Source organism: Clostridium sp. Marseille-QA1073 (genome assembly GCF_054863625.1).
In genome coordinates this window covers 1-21,088 of the sequence record NZ_JBSVQM010000017.1, presented here as the reverse complement: position 1 = coordinate 21,088, position 21,088 = coordinate 1, and the positions used below count along the sequence as shown (strand labels likewise).

Sequence of the window (21,088 nt, the reverse complement as noted above, 5' to 3'; positions counted from 1 at the left end):
TCTATATAAATTTAAAGTAGATAGTGGTAAAATGGCTGTAAGGGTCTAAAAAAAATATTGATTTATTATTAAAATGTTGTAAAATGATAAATGGATTTGAACTTAATAAAAGGCTTAGGAAGTGAAATTATGCAAACAGATAAGAGAATAGTTTTAGTAGATATCTTATTTATAGTTTTATCATTATATATAGCCTTACTTTTAAAATTTGATTTTAATATCACTCGTAATTATATGGTATTTTTTCAACTATCAGTAGTACCAGTAATTGTATTTACAGTCTTCTTTAATAAGTTGTTTAAATTATATGATAATATATGGAAGTATGCTTCTATAGAGGAGCTATTTTCTATAGTATATTCTATAACTTTAACCAATATTGTATTCATATTTTATAGTTACTTTATCAGTTATACATTTTTAAGAAGTCCTTACTATAGATTTCCTATGACTGTGCATATAATATTTTGGCTATTAAGTGTACTTAGCTTAGGTGGATTTAGATTCTTGTTAAGGATTATGGAAAATAAAGATAATACAAAGTTAAAATACAAAAATATGATAAATGTACTTGTTATTGGAGCTGGTGATGCAGGTGCTTTAATAATTAAAGAAATTAAAAAGCATGCTGATTTAAACTACAATATAATTGGTTTTATTGATGATGATAGTGAAAAAAAAGGAAAGCGTATAAATGGTATTAAAATATTAGGCGGTAGGAAAGATATAATTAAGATATGTCAAGACTATGATGTTAAAGAAATAATATTAACAATGCCCTCAGCAGACTTAAAAACTAAAACAGAAATACTTAATATATGCAAACAAACAAAGTGTAAGCTTAAAACAGTTCCAGGCATATATGAATTAATTGATGGTAATATTAATATTTCTCAACTTAGAGATGTTAATATAGAAGACCTTCTAGGAAGAGATCCTATAAAACTTAACAATGAAAATATAGATAAATATATTAAGGATAAAATTATATTAGTAACTGGTGGTGGTGGATCCATTGGTTCAGAACTATGCAGACAAATAGCGAAGTTCAATCCTAAATTACTCTTAATATTAGATATTTATGAAAATAATGCTTATGATTTAGAAATGGAATTCAACAGAAATAATCCACAGCTTAAAAAGAAAGTAATTATAGCTTCTGTAAGAGATATAAAAAGATTAAGAGATGTTTTTGAAACTTATAAACCAGATGTAGTTTTTCATGCAGCTGCACATAAGCATGTACCTCTTATGGAAAATAACCCAATGGAGGCAATAAAAAACAATATTATTGGTACTTATAATGTGGTAAAATGTAGTGATGAATTTAAAGTTAAAAGATTTGTTCAAATAAGTACTGATAAAGCTGTTAATCCTACAAATGTAATGGGAGCTACAAAAAGATTTTGTGAGCTTATTATACAAGCTTTTGATAAGCAGAGCGAAACAGAATATGTGGCTGTTAGATTTGGAAACGTACTTGGAAGTAATGGTTCCGTTATACCACTATTTAAAAACCAGATTTCTAATGGAGGACCTGTAACAGTTACTCATCCTGAAATAAACAGATTTTTTATGACAATACCTGAAGCAGCACAATTAGTTATACAAGCTGGTGGTATGGCTAAAGGTGGAGAGATTTTTGTGCTTGATATGGGAAAACCAGTTAAAATGGTAGATCTGGCTAGAGATTTAATAAGTCTTTCTGGATATAAACCGGATGTAGATATAAAAATAGAATATATAGGTTTAAGACCAGGAGAAAAATTATACGAAGAGTTATTAATGGATGAAGTTGCGCTAACATCTACAGAGCATAATAAAATTTTTGTAGAAAAGCCAATAGGTACTGATATTGAATATATCGAAAAATCTATTGAGGAGTTTAGAGCATTACAAAATAATAGTAAAGAAGAAATTATAAAATTGTTGGAAGAAAAAGTGCCAACATATAAAAGAAAACAAAATTAAGTTGTAAACTAAGGAGAGAATAATTATGAAGATTAGTTTATTAGATTTGCATGCTCAATATAGAACTATAGAAAATGAAGTAAATGAGGCAATAAAAAATGTATTAGAGTCTTCAACATTTATAATGGGACCTAATGTAAAGGAATTAGAAAGTGAAATAGCTAAGTTTACAGGTGTTAAACATGGAATAGCTGTAGCTAATGGTACAGATGCGTTAATGCTTACATTAAAAGCATTAGATATTAAAGAGGGAGATGAAGTTATTACAACTCCATTTACATTCTTTGCTTCAGCTGAAACTACATCTGTTGTAGGTGCAACACCTGTATTTGCTGATATAAAAGAGGATACATTATGTATAGATCCAGATAGTATTGAAAAATATATAACTGAGAGAACAAAAGCTATTATACCAGTTCACATTTTTGGACAAATGTGTGATATGGATAGAATAATGGAAATTGCTAATAAGCATAACCTATATGTTATAGAAGATGCTTGTCAAGCTATAGGAGCAGAGTATAAAGGAAAAAGAGCAGGATCAATAGGGCATGCGTCATGCTATTCATTCTTCCCAACTAAGAACTTAGGTGCTTATGGAGATGCAGGAATGATTGTTACAAATAATGATGAGATAGCTGATAAAATTAGATTACTAAGAGCCCATGGCAGCAAGGTTAAATATTATCATACAGCTATAGGACACAACTCTAGACTTGATGAAATGCAAGCAGCTATTTTAAGAGTAAAATTAAAATATATAGAAAAATGGAATAGTGAAAGAAATAAAAAGGCTCATATATATAATGAGCTATTAAAGGATTTAGATTTAGTAACTCCGACTGAAAAAGAAGAGAATTACCATGTATATCATATGTATGTTGTTCAATCTCCTAAGAGAGATGAAATAATAGCACATTTAAAAGCAAATGGAGTTTCAACAGGAATCTATTATCCAGTACCTGTTCATGTTCAAGAGGTATATAAGCATTTAGGACATACTGAAGGAGACTTCCCAGTATCAGAGGATGTTTGCACTAAGACTTTTGCATTACCATTATATCCTGAAATAACATTAGAACAACAACAATATGTAGTTGATAAGATAAAAGAATTCTTTGATAAATAAAAAGTTACAACAAAAGTAGTCTAATTTTAAATTAGGAGGAAATAAAATGTCAGAGCAATTAAGAGAAGAATTATTACTAAAATTAAAGAATAGAACTGCTAAATTAGGAGTGGTTGGACTTGGATATGTAGGATTACCATTAGCAGTTGAAAAAGCTAAAGCTGGTTATGAAGTAATTGGATTTGATGTTCAAGATAAAAAAGTTAAAATGGTGAATGAAGGACGTAACTACATAGGAGACGTTGTTGATTCAGATTTAGAAAAACTAGTAAAAGAAGGAAAATTAAAGGCAACAACTGATTTTAGTTTTGTGGCTAATGTTGATACAGTTTGCATAGCTGTTCCAACACCGTTAGATCTATATAAACAGCCAGATCTATCATATGTAGTAAGCTCAACTAAAGATGTTGCTAAATACCTACATAAAGGAATGTTAGTAGTTCTTGAAAGTACAACTTATCCAGGAACAACTGAAGAAGTTATAAAGCCAATACTTGAAGAAACAGGATTAAAATGTGGAGAAGACTTTTTCCTAGCATTTTCACCTGAAAGAGTTGACCCAGGTAATAAGGATTTCAACACTAAAAATACTCCTAAAGTTGTTGGTGGATGTACACCAGAATGTACTGAAATTGCTGCCCAATTATACAGAAATGTTTTAGAGGGAGAAATAATGGAAGTTTCATCACCAGCAGTTGCTGAGATGGAAAAAATTCTTGAGAATACATTTAGAAACATAAATATAGCATTAGCAAATGAGATGGCTATACTATGCAAAAGAATGGGAATAGATGTTTGGGAAGTTATAGATGCAGCTAAAACTAAGCCATATGGATTTATGGCGTTTTACCCAGGTCCAGGATTAGGTGGACATTGCATACCTCTTGATCCATTTTATCTAGAGTGGAAGGCAAAAGAGTATGACTATCATACAAAATTAATAGAAACTTCAGGTGCAATTAATGATTATATGCCAGAGTTTGTTATTGAAAATATAATGAATTTATTAAATGGTGATAAAAAAGCATTAAATGGTTCAAAAGTATTACTTATGGGAGCAGCTTATAAAAAGGATATAGATGATATGAGAGAATCTCCAACTCTTAAAGTTATAGAACTATTAGAGAAAAAAGGAGCAGAAGTTATTGTAAATGATCCATATATACCATCATTTAAACATAAAGGAAAAGAGTATGTTTCTGTAGTATGGGAAAATGAAATTGAAAATGCTGACATAGTAGTTATTACTACTGACCATAGCTGCTACGACTACGAAAGTATAGTTGAAAAAGCAAATTTATTATATGACACAAGAAATGCAACTAAAAATGTTAAAAATAATAGAGAAAAGATAAATAAACTATAATTCTTTTAAATTATAATATTTAGGCATCTTCAAGTTTTCTTTCAGATGCTTAGCTAGCTTTGAGTTAGTATGTAAAACTATGGCATGCAATAATTATACTGGGTGTAATTTTGCATGCCTAAATTGTAACTATATTTGATGAGGTGAAGATATGAATAAATTTAAATTTGCTATTATAGGATGCGGAAGAATTTCTTATAAAGGTGTTGAAGCTATAATCAATAATAAAGAGGAAGCTGTACTTGTTGCAACTTGTGACGTTTTAGAAGAAAAGGCTATAGAGAAAAAAGAAGAATACATAAAAGGTATAGGCAGTGACTGTGATGTTAAAGTTTATACTGACTATAAAGAGATGTTAAATAATGAAGACATAGATGTAGTTTATATAGCAACAGAAAGTGGATATCATCCTGAAATAGCTATATACTGCATGAATAATGGAAAGCATGTAATTTGTGAAAAGCCGATGGCACTTTCAACAAAGGATGCAGATGATATGATAGCTGCAGCGAAAAAAAATAATGTTAAACTTAGTGTAAGTCATCAAAATAGATTTAATGCTCCAATTCAAAAGCTTAGAAATGCAATAGAAAGCAATAGATTTGGTAGATTAGTAAATGGTACTGCAAGAATACTTTGGAATAGAAACATGGGATATTATCAGCAAGCACCTTGGAGAGGTACATGGGAATTAGATGGTGGTACATTAATGAATCAATGTATCCATAATATAGACTTATTACAATGGATGATGGGTGGAGAAGTAGATACTGTTTACGCTCAATGTGACACTTTCCTAAGAGATATAGATGCTGAAGATTTTGGTGCTATAGTTATAAGATTTAAAAATGGTGCTATAGGAATAGTAGAAGGAACAGCTTGTGTATTCCCTAAAAATTTAGAAGAAACATTAAGTATATTTGGTGAAAGTGGAACAGTTTGCATTGGAGGACTTGCAGTTAATGCCATAGAGACTTGGAAATTTGAAGATAATATGGAAGAAGAAGCTAACCTTCTTAAGAATCAAGAAGGTGATCCTGATACAGTTTATGGATTTGGACACACATCATTATTTAAGAACGTAATTGATGCAATAAATAATAATACTGAACCACTAATAAATGGTGAAGAAGGTAAAAAAGCTATGGAGATTATTCTTGCAGCTTATAAATCAAGACTTACTGGATTACCAGTTAAATTCCCAATGGGTGATTTCTCAACTCTAGAAATGAAAGATGTAGAAAAAATAAAAAAATAGTTTTAGAAAGTGAGAGAAACTATGAATTATATTTCAGAAAAAAGCAAGCTAGGTTCTAATGTTACTATAGGTAAATTTTCAATTATTGAAGATGATGTTACTATAGGAGATAACTGTATAATAGGACATAATGTAGTTATACATAGTGGTACAATTATAGAAAATGATGTAAGAGTTGATGATAACACCATTATAGGAAAATTACCTATGAGAGGTGTAAATAGCATATTTAAAGATGAAGAAAAACTACCTCCATCAAAAATTTCTTCTCAATGTTTAATTGGTGCTTCAGTTATAATCTATGCTGGTGCAACTATAGGAGAAAAAACTCTTATAGCAGATAGTGCTACAATAAGAGAAAATGTTTCTATAGGAGAAAAAACTATAATAGGAAGAGGTACAACAATAGAGAACTTTTGTAGTGTAGGTAGCAATTGTAAAATACAAACCAATGTATATTTAACTGCTTATTCAGAAGTTGAAGATTACGTATTTATAGCACCTTGTGTTACAACTTCAAATGATAACTATGCTGCACGTTCTAAAGAGAGATTTGGAAAATTTAAAGGGGTAACAGTTAAAAAAGGTGGAAGAATAGGTGCAGGTGCTGTAATCCTCCCAGGAAAGACAATATATGAAGATGGCTTTGTAGCAGCAGGTGCTCTTGTTACTAAAGATGTAGAAAGAGGAAAAATAGTTGCTGGAAGTCCAGCTAAAGTATTTAGAGATGTACCACAGGATCAATTATTGGAAAATCAATAATTGTTTATTGTGAATTATTAAGATTTATTCAAATCCCTTAGTAAATTTATTTTGCTAAGGGATAGTAATATAATAAGAAGATTTTAATTACATAAAGGAGGGGGAAGTATGACTAAGGTTTGTCATATTACAACTGCTCATCCTGTTTTTGATAATAGAATATTTCACAAGCAGTGTAAAACGCTAGCAAATGCAGGTTTTGAAGTATATTTAATTGCAACTCATGATAAAAAGGAAACTATTGATGGAGTAAATATCATTCCACTACCTAAAAGTAGTAGTAGAATAGAGAGAATGTTTAAGAAGAAAAAATTAGCTTATGAATTAGCATTATCAGTAAATGCAGATATATACCATTTTCATGATCCTGAGTTAATTTCATTAGGAATAAAACTAAAAAGAAAAGATAAAAAAGTCATATATGATGTTCATGAAGATGTGCCTAATCAAATTTTAGACAAGGAGTGGTTAGGACCTAAATTCATCAGAAAAATTGTATCTAAAAGTTTTAATATATTTGAAAAAAATAATGCTGAAAAATTTGATGCAGTTGTAACTGTAATACTAGAAATTGAAAAGAAATTTTATAAAAATCTTAGAACTATAGTAGTTGGAAACGTACCTTCCTTAGAAGTTATAGATAAATCAGAGCCTAAAACCCTGGAGAATGATAAGTTTAATATCATATGTGCCAGTGGACTTACAAGAATTAGAGGAATAAAAGAACTTATAGAATCTATAGGATTACTTAAAGGAGAAGCAAGATTAATTCTTTTAGGTGCTTTTGATGATAAAGCTTTTGAAGATGAATGTAGAAGTCTTGAAGGATGGAAGTATACTGATTATTTAGGTAGAGTATCTGTGAATGAAGTATATTCCTATATGAAATCCAGTGACTTAGGGATGTGTACACTTCATCCAGCGGCAAATTATGTAGTAAGCTGGCCTACTAAAGCCTTTGAATATATGGCTTGTGGGTTGCCTATGATAATTTCAGATTTTCCTTATTGGAAAAGTGTTTTTAAAGATAGTGCTACTTACGTAAATCCACAAGATCCTAATGAAATAGCTGAAAATATTAAGTTTTATATGGAAAATCCTGATTTAATTAATGAGATAGGAAATAAAAATAGAAAACTTATAGAAAAGGTTTATTCTTGGGAAGTGGAGAAATTAAAGCTTATAGAACTTTACAATAAACTAATAGAATAGTTTTTGTAAAATGTATAGGGAGATGTAGAATGAAAGTTTTAGTTATATCTCATATGTATCCTAATACTATGAATGAGATGGCAGGGATATTTGTTCATAAACAAGTAAAGGCTTTAATGAATGAGGGATGTGAAGTAAAAGTAGTATCCCCTATTCCTTTAGCTCCTTTTCCGTTAGGTTTAATAAGTAGTAAATGGAAAAAATATAGTGAGATACCTAAGAATAGAGTATTAGAAGGTGTAGAGATATGCTATCCTAGATATTTAGAGTTTCCAAAAGGAATTTTATTTTCGAAATCTGGATATTTCATGGCTATGGGTATCAAGAGAACTGTTAAGAAAATTATAAATGAATTTAAACCAGATATAATTCATTCTCATGTAGCACTGCCAGATGGTTTTGCAACTATGATGATAAATAAAGAGTTAAATATTCCTCATGTAACTACTATTCATGGTCAAGATTTTCAACAGACTATTTATAAAAGTAATGATTGTAAAGAAAAGTTATTTAGGGTATTGAATAGTTGCGATAGAATTGTAACTGTAAGTAATAAGTTGAAAAATGTTGTAAGTGAAGAAGAATTTTATGAAAAAATTGAGGTTATACATAATGGAGTGGAGATACCTAAATTTCCTTCTATAGAAGAGGGGAATAAAGAATATATTGAAATTTTAAGTGCTGGCAATCTATTAAAGATAAAAGGAATAGATTTAAATATTAGGGCTTTAAAAACCTTGATGGAAAAGCATGAAAATTTAATATATACTGTTATTGGTGATGGAGTTGAAAGAGATAATTTGGAAGCTCTGTGTGAGGAACTTAACATAAAAGAAAAAGTTAATTTTTTAGGCAGACTTTCTCATAGCGATACTATGGAACATATGAGAAAATGTGATATTTTTTCTATGCCTAGTTATAAAGAAGGGTTTGGAGTGGTATACATTGAAGCTATGTCTTTTGGAAAACCAATAATTGGAGTGAAAGGTGAAGGCATTAATGATATAATAGAAGATGGTTTTAATGGGATGCTAGCTGACCCTAAAGATGTCTATTCGTTAACAGATAAGCTAGATAAGTTAATTAGTAATAAAGACCTTAGGCAAGCCATTGGTAAGAGAGGCCAAGAAAAAGTCATAAATGAATGTACATGGATAAGTAATGCAAAAAAGAATTTAATGTTGTATAATAAGCTTTTACAAAAATAATTATGGGAAGCATTTTCATTAAATTATAATATTGTGTTGCTAATTAAGGAGTGATATATTGAATCAGACAGAGAAGACAAAGGTTTCAATAGTAATTCCCTGTAGAAATGAAGAAAAATATATAGGTGAATGTCTACAATCGATGGTAGAACAAAGCTATGGAATTGAGAATATTGAGGTATTGGTTTGTGATGGATATTCAGAGGATAATACTCAAAAAATTATAAATGAATTTAATTTAAAATACCCTCAAGTTAAATTAGTATTAAATGAAAAAAGAGTTGCTCCATCTGCTATGAATTTAGGAATTAAAAGAGCAGAAGGGGAAATAATTATAATTTTTGGTGCACATGCTTATATGGATAGAGATTATGTGAAGCTTTGTGTAGAAAAATTAAATAGTGATGAAAGTTTAGCTTGTGTTGGGGGAAAAATAATTAATATTAGTGAAAATGGTATTGCCAAAGCAATTTCATTAGCAATGGCTTCTCCTTTTGGAGTGGGTAATGCATTATTTAGATTCTCTGATAAAGAACAATATGTAGATACTGTTGCTTTTGGTGCTTATAAAAAGAAAATCTTTGATGAAATTGGATTATTTGACGAAGAGTTTGTAAGAAATCAGGATGATGAATTAAACTTTAGGGTGACTCAAAGTGGAAATAAGATTTTATTATCACCGGATATAATATCTCATTATTATACAAGAGGATCTTTCTCTAAGCTTTGGAGACAGTATTATCAATATGGATTTTGGAAGGTAAGAGTAATTCAAAAGCATAAAAGACCAGCATCAATAAGACATTTAATCCCTGTATTATTTGTAATAAGTATGATATTAGGAATAGGACTAAGTCCATTCTTTAAATTTGTAAGATATGGTTTTGCGGCAGAATTATTAGCGTATTTCTTAGGTGCCTTTACTTTTGCATTTAAAACATCAAAGGAAAATTTAAAATATGTTCCTCAAGTAATGTTAACCTTTTTTATACTACATTTAAGTTACGGAAGTGGATTTTTAGAAGGAATATTTGTTTTTTTACTATTTAAATCAAAAAAGAGTATAGAAAAGAATATTAAAACATCAAGATAGATATATTTTAGAGGAGTGAAGAATAATGTCAAAAACTGAAGTTAGAAAGACTTTTTTACCTTATGCATTACCATTAATTGGAGAAGATGATATAAATGAGGTTGTAGATGCACTAAAATCAGGATGGATTGCAAAAGGACCTAGAACTATAGAAATGGAAAAAAAATTTGCAGAATATACAGGAGCTAAGCATGCCATTGCTATGAATTCAGCTACAGCAGCATTACACATAGCTTTGGTAGCTAACGGAGTGGGCCCAGGAGATGAAATAATAACAACACCTATGACTTTTTCAGCTTCTGCAAATACTATAATACACACTGGTGCAACACCAGTTTTTGTGGATGTTGATCCAGTTACTTTCTGCATAGACCCAAATAAAATAGAAGAAAAAATTACGGAAAGAACTAAAGGTATAGTACCAGTTCATTATACAGGTCACGCTTGTGATATGGATAAAATATGGGAGATAGCAAAAAAACATAATTTATTTGTATCAGAGGACGCTGCACATGCTGTAGATACTAAATATAAAGGGAAAAGAATTGGTGCAGAAGGACAATGCGCATCTTTTAGCTTTTATGCTACTAAAAATATTTGTACTGGGGAAGGCGGTATGCTTACAACTAATGATGATGAAATAGCAGAAAAAGCTAGAATATTATCAAGTCATGGTATGAGTAAAGCAGCATGGAACAGATATGGAAAAGGTGGCTCATGGAGATATGATATAGAATATCCAGGATATAAATATAATATGTTTGACATACAAGCAGCACTAGGATTAAGACAACTTGATAAAATAGATGATATGCAAAACAGAAGAATAGAAATTGCAAAAGCATACAATGATGCTTTTGGAGATATGAAGGAAATTATAACTCCAGTAACTAAAGATTACTGTGACCATGCATGGCATTTATATGTTATTGAATTAAATCTAGATGAATTAACTATTAATAGGGATAAATTTATAGAAGAACTGGCAGAAGAAAATATAGGAACAAGTGTACATTTTATACCTGTACATTTAATGTCTTATTATAGAGAAGAATTTGGATATAAAGAGGGAGATTTCCCAGTGACAGAAAATCATTTTAATAAAATTTTATCACTACCATTATATCCAAAAATGTCTGATGAAGATATAGAAGATGTAATATATGCAGTTAAGAGAATTGTAGATAAATACAAGAAGTAATTCTTTAAAATGTCCCTTACATTTAGTAGGGGACACTTTTAAACAAGGTGTCTTTAGAAAAAATAATTAAATTTTTCTAAAAAACTAAGAGATTTTAAATTATAAAGTTGGTGTTTAAATGAGTATTATGTCACAGGTAATATATTTTTTAATATGTGCTTACATAGTAATACTTCCACTAATTAGTGAAAGTATGGGGAGATTTAGCAAAATTTCCGATGTATTATTAATATTAATAATATTACTTTATGTTATTAACATGCTTTTATTTTCAGAAAATAGAAAAAAACTTTGGGAAAATTTAAAAGATTTCTTTTTATCATTTTTAGGAATATCTATGATATTACTATCATTTATTATGATATTTTCTATTTCTTATGCTACAGAAAAAGGGCTATCAATTATGGAGACTTTTAGATTTATAACTTATATTGGGCTTATATTCATAATAAAATATGAAGCTAACAATAAGGAAAGAGTTAAAACCATAATTAGATGTTTTTTGTTGACCACAACCTTACTTTGTATTTTTGGAGTAATTCAATACTTCACTGGAGTAGGATTAAATGAGAAATTTACAGGTTTAGAAGCTAGTGGTACAGTAGTAAGAATTACCTCTACTATGCAAAATCCTAATGGATTTGGAGCATATTTAGTATTAGCTTTTTTCCCTATTATGATGTTAAGTTTTAGTACAAAAAATAATAGGCTTAGAGGATTTTATGTAATTCTATCTTTACTTGTATTAATTAATTTATTGCTTACCGCTTCTAGGAATTCAATTATAGGGCTTGTAATTGGATTTGTAGTTTTAGGAGTTCTGTATAGCTATAAATTTTTATTCTTATTTTTACTTGGGATACCTATATTTTTATTTGATAAATCTCTTCTATCAAGGTTTACAAATATTACAGAAGAAATCCTTAATGGACCTAGGATAAAATTATGGCAAATTGCGAGAATGATGATAAAAGAACATCCTATATTAGGAGTAGGAAATGGAAATTATGTATCATTATATGATGAATATGTTAAAAAATATCCTCAATATAAATATCCCGACTATCATAGATTTAGTAGTCACAACTCTTATTTAAAGGTACAAAGTGAGCTCGGTATATTTGGTATAGCATTGTTTATATCTACATTAGTAGCTTCAATTAAAACTATAATAGGAGTGTATAAGAAATCAAAAGATAAGTATTATAAATTTTTTTATATGGGATTTATGGCATCAGCCATAGGATTTTTACTTATGAATATGCTTGATAACTTATTTTTTTCACCACAAACAACAACTTATTTTTGGGTATTTATAGGATTAGGAGAGGCTATATTGTTGCAGTTTAGAAAGCATAAAGTATCTTAATAATTAAAGATTAGGCATGTAAAATAACTATTCAAAATATGGAATAAATGTTTTGCTAATAGTGAGGATATTAGTGAAATCTATAACCTTAGTATAAGCAAAATATATAAACATAGAGATTAGTTACTTAATTTATTGATGCCTTATTAAATGGAGGAAATGTTAATGCATAATAATGACATTAGGATAGATGTTTATAGTGAGATTAAAGGTAAATCTATACAATTTGCAATTAAGAGATTAATGGATATAATATTCTCTTTAATAGGTATAATTATTTTATCTCCAATATTTCTGATACTTACTATATGGATAAAACTTGATTCTAAAGGACCAGCAGTTTTTAAGCAAGTTAGAGTTGGAAAAAATGGAAGGAATTTTACAATATATAAGTTTAGAACTATGGTGGTTTCAGCAGAGACTAAAAAAGAATTAGAAATTGATCCAAGCAATATGGATAATTTTGTATTTCAAAGCAGATCAGATAATAGAGTGACTAAAGCAGGAGCTTTTTTAAGAAAAACTAGTTTAGATGAAATACCACAATTGTTTAATGTTTTATTTGGGCATATGAGCTTAATAGGTCCTAGACCAGAAATACCTGATGTAGTTAAATATTACCCAGAAAATTATTATCAAAGACTTTTGGTACTGCCTGGAATAACAGGATTAGCACAGGTAAATGGAAGAGGAGAAATTGAACTCGGAAAAACTATATATTATGATTTAACATATATAAAAAACTTTTCATTATGGTTAGATATAAAAATACTTTTTCAAACAGTGGTAAAAGTATTTAAGAGTGAAGGAGCTTTTTAGTTGGAGGATCTAATGGGTATAGAATTATTAGACTACACTATATTTTCAGGATCTAAAAAAGAATTAATTGATTATGTAGTGCAAAAAGAAAAAGTAAATATTATTTCTGGTAATCCAGAAATATTGAATTTGGGACTAACAAATGAAACTTTATTTAGAAGTTTTACTGACAATAATTCTGTAATTATACCGGATGGTATAGGTACAGTAATAGCTTCTAAACTGGTTAAAACTCCTGTAAAGGAAAAAATAGCTGGCATTGAAGTTATGGAAGAATTAATTAAGTATTGTGAAGTTGAAGAAAAACCAGTATATCTTTTAGGAACTTCACAAGAAAATTTAGATGGATGTATAAATAAATTAAAAATAAAATATCCTAAGATAGACATTATAGGTAGTCATAATGGATATTTTGATATGAATAATTGTAATCATATTGTGGAGGAAATTAAAAATAAAAGTCCTTATGCATTATTTATAGCTATGGGTGCTCCTAGGCAAGAAAATTTTATAATAAGATATATGGAAGAACTACCTTGCAGTATATTTATGGGTGTAGGGGGCAGTTTTGACGTTATTTCAGGTAAAGTTAACAGAGCACCTAAGTGGATGATAAATTTAGGTCTTGAATGGCTTTATAGGACAATAAAAGAGCCTTCAAGGATTAAGAGATTAGGTGAAATACCTAAATTCCTTCATAAAGTTGTTAAGGCATCTGAAAGGGAATAATAGATTAAAGATGTTAGTATATTTTATATCAGACAAGGCGTCAGATTCTGCTCATAGTGGAGCTATGGGCGGGTTCTGACAACGCAGTATGATGGAAAATAGGCTAACATATTGGTCTATTATTCTTTTGCAGATGCCTTAGAGCAAATAATACTATGAAAACTATAATTAAAGAGTATAATAAATATAGAGCAAAAAGGCTCTATATTTTTATTTATTAATATTAATTTTAAAAATTATATATCTAAAAATTAATTTAAGAAATTAATTCATAATGAATTAATTTCAACTATAATTGTGAATTTTGCATTGAGAATTATGCATTAATTTATAGGAGGTGTTTAAAATAAAAGTACTTCATATTATTTCAGGTAATGATAATGGAGGAGGGGCTAATCATATACTAAATCTTTGTAGTAGTGAAAATAAGTATTTTGATAATATATTAGGTTGTCTTGGAGATGGATACCTATATAATAGAGTAAAAAATACTAATATGCCCCATAAGTTTTTTAAAAAAGATATCATTAATAAGGAAATTATAGAATTTGTAAATTCTAATGAAATAGACATTGTAAATTTTCACGGAGCTCAACCTTTTTTAATCCATTATTTTATTAGAAGAAAATTAAGAGCTGCCACTACAGCTACAATTCATAGTGACTACAGATATGACTTCTTAAATAATAAAATTAAGTATTATATCTATACTCCTCTTAGTGTTTTAGGATTAAAGAGTTTTAATAATTATATTTGTGTGTCTCAAAATTTGCTAAATTTATTAGATGAAAAGCATTTTATTGGTGAAAAAACCGTTGTGAACAATGGCATTGATATAAAAAAAATATTTTCAAAAGAAGATAAAGCTAATATAAGAGAAAAGTTAAATATTATTGATGATGATTTCATTTTTGGTGTAGTGGGCAGGTTTCACCCTATAAAGAATTATATAAATATAATTAAAGCTTTTAGAAAGTTTAGTTACGAAAAACCTGATAGTAAATTAATCTTAATGGGTGACGGTGGATTAAGAGAAGATATAGAAAAGGTTATAAAAGAATTAAACTTAGAAGATAAGGTTATCTTAACAGGTTTTATTGATAATGTAACAGATTATTTGTCTGTCTGTAATTGTAGCGTAATAGCTTCCTATAGTGAAGGTGGTGCTCCTCCATTAGCTATGTTAGAATCTGCCATAGTTAAAACTCCTGTAATTTCTACTAAAGTAGGAGATTTAGAGAATATTATAAATCCATCTAATGGAATTATAATTAACTCACAAAATGAAAAGGATATTTATATAGCGATGCAGGAATGTTACGATAAAAGAAAGTATTTACAAGCTATGGGAGAAAACATATATAATTTAGTTCTAGAGAAGTTTACAGTAGAAAAATTCTGGAGTAACTATTATAGTTTTTATAAGTCTATAATAGATAATAACTAATTTGGAGTAGGTAAATGAGTAAAAGTAAAATAGTTAAAAGTTCAATTTTTGTAATGATTTTAGTTATATTGGGAAAGTTTTTAGGGATAGCTAGAGATTCTCTTATGCTAGCTAAATTTGGAGCTACTAGAGAGGCTGATATTTATGTTTGGGCTTTAGGTGTAATATACTTATTTACAAGTATAGGATATGGTTTAAGTACAACTATAATACCTTTTATAACTGAAATGAACAGTGAAGGTGAATCAAAGGAAAGAAAAGTTTTTGTAAATAATGTACTTACAGCATCTATGATTTTTACTTTAGTAATAACTATATTAGGCATTATTTTTTCAGATCAAATAGTTTATTATTTTGCAAATAGTTTTACAGTTAATAGAGAGCTAAGTATATTGACCTCTAGAATACTTAGAATAATGTTTTTATCTGTGTTATTTTTAACTCTTCAGGGGGTACTAGCAGGTACGCTTCAAGGACATCAACATTTTATTGCTCCTACAGCAATGGCAGCAGTAGCAAATTTAGTATATATAATATATTTAGTATTTTTTGTTGATAGTTTTGGAGTTATAGGTTTTGCAGTTGCTACAGTAATAGCTTTTATGTCTCAGTATTTAATAAATGTCCCTAAGTTTGTTTCTTTAGGTTATAAATATAAATTTACTCTTAATTTAAAGGATGAAAAGCTTAAAAAATTATTGGTACTTATGATACCTATAATAATAAGCACCTCTTCAATACAGCTAAACTTATTTGTTAATAAGTCCTTTGCAACTTCTCTTTATGAAGGAGCAACGGCTATATTAGAATGTGCCAACAAGTTAACTATGATGACCTATGAGGTTTTTGCAGTAGTGGTATCAATGATTATATATCCTATATTAGCATCTCATATTTCAGAAAAAAATAATGAGAAATTTAAGGAGGCATTGAATAAGGGAATTGCTATTATACTTCTTATAATGATACCAGCAACTATAGGAATTATAGTTTTAAGAGAGCCGCTTATAAGTCTAATATATGAAAGAGGAAAGTTTACTAATGAAAATGTTAAGTTAGCAGCTAATGCTCTATTATTATATTCACCAGCAATGATTGCTTATGGTATCAGGGATGTGTTAAGTAGAGGGTTTTATTCTATAAAAGATACTAAAACTCCCATGATAAATAGTTTAATAGGTATAGTCTTAAATTATTTATTTAGTTTTATTCTATACAAAAGAATGGGAGTGGAAGGATTAACTCTTTCTGCAAGCTTATCAGCAATAATTACAGCAATAATATTAAGTAGAGCTTTAAGTAAAAGGTTTGAAGGGCTAGGCATGAGTACTATAATTTTAGATGGGATAAAAATATTGATATCTTCAGTATTAATGGGAATATTAGTGTTATTTAGTAGTACATATTTAAAAGGTATTCTTACAGTTGCTAGGTTAAGTGAGGCTATAATTATACTAGCTTCTACCTTAATAGGAATTACATCTTATGCAGCATTTTGTTATCTATTAAAAATACAGGTATTTATAGATTTTCTAAATCATTTTAAAGGAAAAGCTAAAAGCTCTTAACTATTACATTATTTTTATAAAAACACACATAATAAAATTAAGGAGTGTGATTTTTATGGAATTTTATGATGTAATAAAAGAAAGAGTTAGTGTAAAAAAATATAAAAATAATGAGGTGGAAAAAGATAAGCTGCTTAAGATGATAAATTCAGCTATGAGGGCTCCATCGTGGAGAAATAAGAGCTCATATAAACTTATAATAGTAAAAGATGAAGTATTAAAAGAAAGAATATCAGAAGCTATATTAAATAGTGGAAATGAAGCAGCTAATGCAGTTATTGAGGCACCTATAGTAGTTGTATTTATAGCTAATCCAGAAGAATCTGGAGAGGTAGATAATAAAGAATTTTATTTAGTAGATGCCTCCATTGCTATGGAACATTTTGTTTTAGCTGCTACTGCTGAAGGATATGGAAGCTGTTGGGTTGCATCATTAGATGAAGATAAGATAAAAGAATCTCTTAAAATACCAAGTAATTTTAGAGTTATTGCTTTAACACCTATAGGTAAAAGTAATGAACAAGCAAAACATAATGAGGAAAAAGATATTAGTGAGTTTGTATTTTTAAATAGTTTTAATAACCCATATGCAGAAAATATTTAATAAAATAAAATGACCATATATTATTATGGTCATTTTATTTTAATAGACGATTAAGAATGAAAGACATAAATTATAGTTAAAATTTCATAGTCAAAACCTTTAGAGTTTTTTAGAATAGTTTTATTTTTAAAATTTACTAAGGATGAATTTTCACGTAAATTTGTATTCCTAATTATTAATCCTTAATTTTTAAAAGGTTAAGCTATTTTTTAGGAAATTTATTTTCTAGAGTTTTAAATTTTCATATATGATTCTTATAAAAATAATAAAATATTAGATTATAATTTTACTTTTTCACAAAAAGGTTTATAATAATATTTTGTAAAAGTACATTAATTCATATTCCTAATTATCAATCTTTTAATATTATCTTTTATTAAAGGAAAGTATTAAATATAGTATTAAAATATCAATTAAGAGTATTAATTTTTGTTTTAAATTTTAATATGATATAATTTAATTGGTTTTTTAAAAACTCCATATCAATTAGGTTATAAAATCTTTTAAAGAATAAGTAATTATAATCGGAGGTTATTATGAAAGATTTTTTTAAAAAATATAGTAAGTACATAATATTTACCCTTATAGTTTTATTAGGTTCATTTATGTACAGAATTCTTGTTGATGGCAACAAAGAGGAAAGAGCAATAATACCAAAAGAAATGGAAGGAAGAAAAGTAGTTAATTTTTGGATGATGACTGCAACAGATTCTCAATTAAGAGAAAATCAAATTAATAAATTTAATGCTAGTCAAGATGAAATTTATGTAAGATTTCAATACTTTAAAGATTTAGATTATGTTAATAGATTGAAGATTTCATTGTATTCTGATGATGGACCAGATATATTTCAATATGGTTATACAGAGTTAATTAAAAATGATAAAATTGCTAATCTAAAAGATTTAAGCCTAGACTTAAGCAAAGTTGGAGAAGATAAATTATTTTATTATGATAAAAATCCTATAGGAATAAAGTTATCTGGTAGTAATGTAAAACTAGCTTGGAATAAAGAAATATTCAAAGAATGTGGATTAGATCCAGAAAGACCTCCAAGAACTTGGGATGAGGTAATAGAGTATTCATTAAAAATAAAAGAGAAAAAACCAGATATAATACCTTTTCAATTTCCACTTGGTAAGTATGCATCAATGAAAGCTGTTATAGGTGTACCAAGTTTAGTTGATGGAAATATTTATACAAGTTTTTGGGACTATAAACAAGGAAAGTATGATTTTTCAGCTTCTAAAAGAATACTGGAAGTTTATAAAAAGATGTATGATTTAGAAATAATTCCAGAAGATTTTGCAGAAAAAGATAAAAAGCAAGTGAGAAATGATTTTTATTTTGAACAATCTGCTATGTATCTTTCTACTTTTGAAGATAAAAATAATTTTTATAATGCTCAACCGCTAAGTTTTGAAATTGGAGTAGAAGATATACCTAAATTTGATATCAATGATAAACCTGTAAGACATTATGTAGATCCTTTTACATATATAGTTGTAAATAAGGAAACTAAGGAAAAAGAAGCAGTTGAAGAGGTTTTACAATGGATAGTAAGTGATGAAGTTAATAGCGAAATAATGCAGTTAAATAAAGGGTTACCATTATTACTTGATAATAAGGATGTAAATTTAGGAGATAATCCATTAAATAAATATAACAATTCAGATAATTATATAGTTGAAAAATATGATCCAACTGTATTTATAACTTATAGTCAAACAGGGACTTTAGACGAGCTTTATGCTGCTATAACAGGAAAAAAGCCTATAGATGAAGTAATAAAGAATTTAAATAAATATTATGAAGAATTTTATAAATTTGAAGTTGAGAAAAATAAGTTTAACTTTGATTTATATACAGATAAGTAGGAAGGTGTAGTTATGGACGTTAAGAAGTTAATAAATAAATATTATAAATTAGGATTAATTTCACTTGCTTTATCGATAGTTCTAGCCCTTCCTATAATGATTCAATATGGAAAAAAGGACGCTATCATGTTTGTAGGGTCAGCATTTTTCCTTGTGCTAGAAATACTATTACTATTTAAAGATAAAAGATTATCTATTCTACTATTTATTTTATCTTTTCCAATTCTAGTAATTGCTCGTAAGTTTTGTTATTTTAACTTATTTATATTTAAAATAACTTTTGAAACCATTTATATCTCTACAGCTTTTGTTGTTAGCTTTAAAGAAATAAAGAATACCATCTTACGATTATTACAGAGTAAAGGAAGTTTAAATTCAAAATTTATAATATATACAATAATTTTTCTGATACTATCAGTAAACAGTAGCATATTTTCTCACAATGTATTAAATAGTGCTGCTAACGTTTATATAAGTATTATAATACCTATTGCTTTTATACTTGTAGTACTTGCTAATCTTTCAAAGAGTGATAAGTATTATGTTTATTATGCATTAATAGCAGGGCTAGATTTTAGTTGTTTATATGGTATAGCCCAAATGAGAGGAGTATCCTTTTCTCAGGTTAAATATCATAGGCTATATTTAACCTTCGGATATCATAATGTAAATATATTTTCTGCTGTATTGATACTTATATTACCACTTCTTTTTGAAATGATTTTATATAAGAAAACTAATATAAAGGAAAAAATATTTTTATTTATATCTTTTGGATTATTTTCTTTAGCCACTTATATGACTTATTCAAGAGGAGCGTGGCTTTGCTATTTAATATCCATTGGAATTATATTTATAAGTAAAAAATATAAATATGTAGCTTTATTAGAATTATTAGCAATACCTATAGCTTTTAAGCCTGTAATGTCTAAGATATTAACTAGAGGTTATGCAACAACAAGTTTTTTTATGAGTCAGTCAAATATGGCAAGGATTCAATCTTACTTTACTTCTTTTGTAATGATGATAGCACATCCTTTTGGTATTGGCGGAGGAAGTTATGGTGATATGTACCTAAAATATGCGGAAAAAGGATATCTTAATATGCCTGATTTGATGAGAGCAAATCTTCAAGTAGCAGATTATTCATTAGAACATGCCCATAACTTATTCCTTCAAATAGGAGTGGAATATGGGATAATAGTTATGATTTTATTTATAGTTATAATTATAAATAGATTATCTGCAACATTAAAAAATTATGAGCATAATAGAGGGATCTTTGCTGCTATAATTGTATTTATAATTATATCAGTTCTTACTGGAGGAGAATTTGACCATAAAGGAGTAATAACTCCTACATTAATATTATGGTTATTATTTGGAATGACTATATTAAATTCAAAGGAAGATGAAAAAAATATTAACAAGTTAAATGTAAAAAAATAGAATATTAATAAATTTATTTATTGAGG

Annotated in this window: 17 protein-coding genes; all 17 read left to right on the top strand. The window is 28.1% G+C overall.

From position 1 onward, the window contains the following. Positions 1-129: 129 nt before the first annotated feature. The 17 genes from ACY1IQ_RS14565 to ACY1IQ_RS14485 all read left to right on the top strand — a co-directional run bounded on the left by ACY1IQ_RS14565 (position 130) and on the right by ACY1IQ_RS14485 (position 21,062). Positions 130-1,971 (top strand): polysaccharide biosynthesis protein, encoded by a 1,842-nt coding sequence (locus ACY1IQ_RS14565; protein ID WP_461614635.1) that lies wholly within the window; start codon positions 130-132, stop codon positions 1,969-1,971. Between the two features lie 25 nt (positions 1,972-1,996). Then, entirely contained in the window at positions 1,997-3,100 is a 1,104-nt protein-coding gene (locus ACY1IQ_RS14560) for a DegT/DnrJ/EryC1/StrS family aminotransferase (RefSeq protein ID WP_461614634.1), read from the top strand. A gap of 46 nt (positions 3,101-3,146) precedes the next feature. After that, positions 3,147-4,466 (top strand): nucleotide sugar dehydrogenase, encoded by a 1,320-nt coding sequence (locus ACY1IQ_RS14555; protein ID WP_461614633.1) that lies wholly within the window; start codon positions 3,147-3,149, stop codon positions 4,464-4,466. A gap of 151 nt (positions 4,467-4,617) precedes the next feature. Next, entirely contained in the window at positions 4,618-5,724 is a 1,107-nt protein-coding gene (locus tag ACY1IQ_RS14550; protein ID WP_461614632.1) for a Gfo/Idh/MocA family protein, read from the top strand. A 21-nt stretch (positions 5,725-5,745) separates the two neighbouring features. Further along, a complete protein-coding gene (locus ACY1IQ_RS14545; RefSeq protein WP_461614705.1) occupies positions 5,746-6,486 on the top strand; it encodes an acyltransferase in 741 nt (246 codons plus the stop codon). A gap of 108 nt (positions 6,487-6,594) precedes the next feature. Continuing rightward, a complete protein-coding gene (locus tag ACY1IQ_RS14540; RefSeq protein ID WP_461614631.1) occupies positions 6,595-7,698 on the top strand; it encodes a glycosyltransferase family 4 protein in 1,104 nt (367 codons plus the stop codon). Positions 7,699-7,727: 29 nt separating this feature from the next. Then, entirely contained in the window at positions 7,728-8,906 is a 1,179-nt protein-coding gene (locus ACY1IQ_RS14535) for a glycosyltransferase (RefSeq protein ID WP_461614630.1), read from the top strand. Positions 8,907-8,964: 58 nt separating this feature from the next. After that, positions 8,965-9,999, top strand: coding sequence for a glycosyltransferase family 2 protein (locus ACY1IQ_RS14530; RefSeq protein ID WP_461614629.1), 1,035 nt, complete (start codon positions 8,965-8,967; stop codon positions 9,997-9,999). A 25-nt stretch (positions 10,000-10,024) separates the two neighbouring features. After that, positions 10,025-11,200 (top strand): DegT/DnrJ/EryC1/StrS family aminotransferase, encoded by a 1,176-nt coding sequence (locus tag ACY1IQ_RS14525; RefSeq protein ID WP_039631199.1) that lies wholly within the window; start codon positions 10,025-10,027, stop codon positions 11,198-11,200. A gap of 118 nt (positions 11,201-11,318) precedes the next feature. Then, a complete protein-coding gene (locus ACY1IQ_RS14520) occupies positions 11,319-12,569 on the top strand; it encodes an O-antigen ligase family protein (RefSeq protein WP_461614628.1) in 1,251 nt (416 codons plus the stop codon). Between the two features lie 165 nt (positions 12,570-12,734). Next, a complete protein-coding gene (locus tag ACY1IQ_RS14515; RefSeq protein ID WP_461614627.1) occupies positions 12,735-13,388 on the top strand; it encodes a sugar transferase in 654 nt (217 codons plus the stop codon). Between the two features lie 12 nt (positions 13,389-13,400). After that, positions 13,401-14,117 carry a WecB/TagA/CpsF family glycosyltransferase gene (locus tag ACY1IQ_RS14510; protein WP_461614626.1) on the top strand — a complete coding sequence of 239 codons (717 nt, stop codon included), beginning with the start codon at positions 13,401-13,403 and terminating at the stop codon, positions 14,115-14,117. 337 nt (positions 14,118-14,454) lie between these two features. Next, entirely contained in the window at positions 14,455-15,564 is a 1,110-nt protein-coding gene (locus tag ACY1IQ_RS14505; protein ID WP_461614625.1) for a glycosyltransferase, read from the top strand. Between the two features lie 14 nt (positions 15,565-15,578). Continuing rightward, complete coding sequence (murJ, locus tag ACY1IQ_RS14500; protein WP_461614624.1) at positions 15,579-17,132, top strand: murein biosynthesis integral membrane protein MurJ; 1,554 nt, start codon at positions 15,579-15,581, stop codon at positions 17,130-17,132. A gap of 55 nt (positions 17,133-17,187) precedes the next feature. Continuing rightward, positions 17,188-17,736 carry a nitroreductase family protein gene (locus ACY1IQ_RS14495; protein ID WP_461614623.1) on the top strand — a complete coding sequence of 183 codons (549 nt, stop codon included), beginning with the start codon at positions 17,188-17,190 and terminating at the stop codon, positions 17,734-17,736. Between the two features lie 536 nt (positions 17,737-18,272). Next, entirely contained in the window at positions 18,273-19,613 is a 1,341-nt protein-coding gene (locus ACY1IQ_RS14490; RefSeq protein ID WP_461614622.1) for an ABC transporter substrate-binding protein, read from the top strand. Positions 19,614-19,625: 12 nt separating this feature from the next. After that, positions 19,626-21,062: an O-antigen ligase family protein gene (locus ACY1IQ_RS14485; RefSeq protein WP_461614621.1), complete on the top strand. Its 1,437-nt coding sequence runs from the start codon at positions 19,626-19,628 to the stop codon at positions 21,060-21,062. Positions 21,063-21,088: the final 26 nt, after the last annotated feature.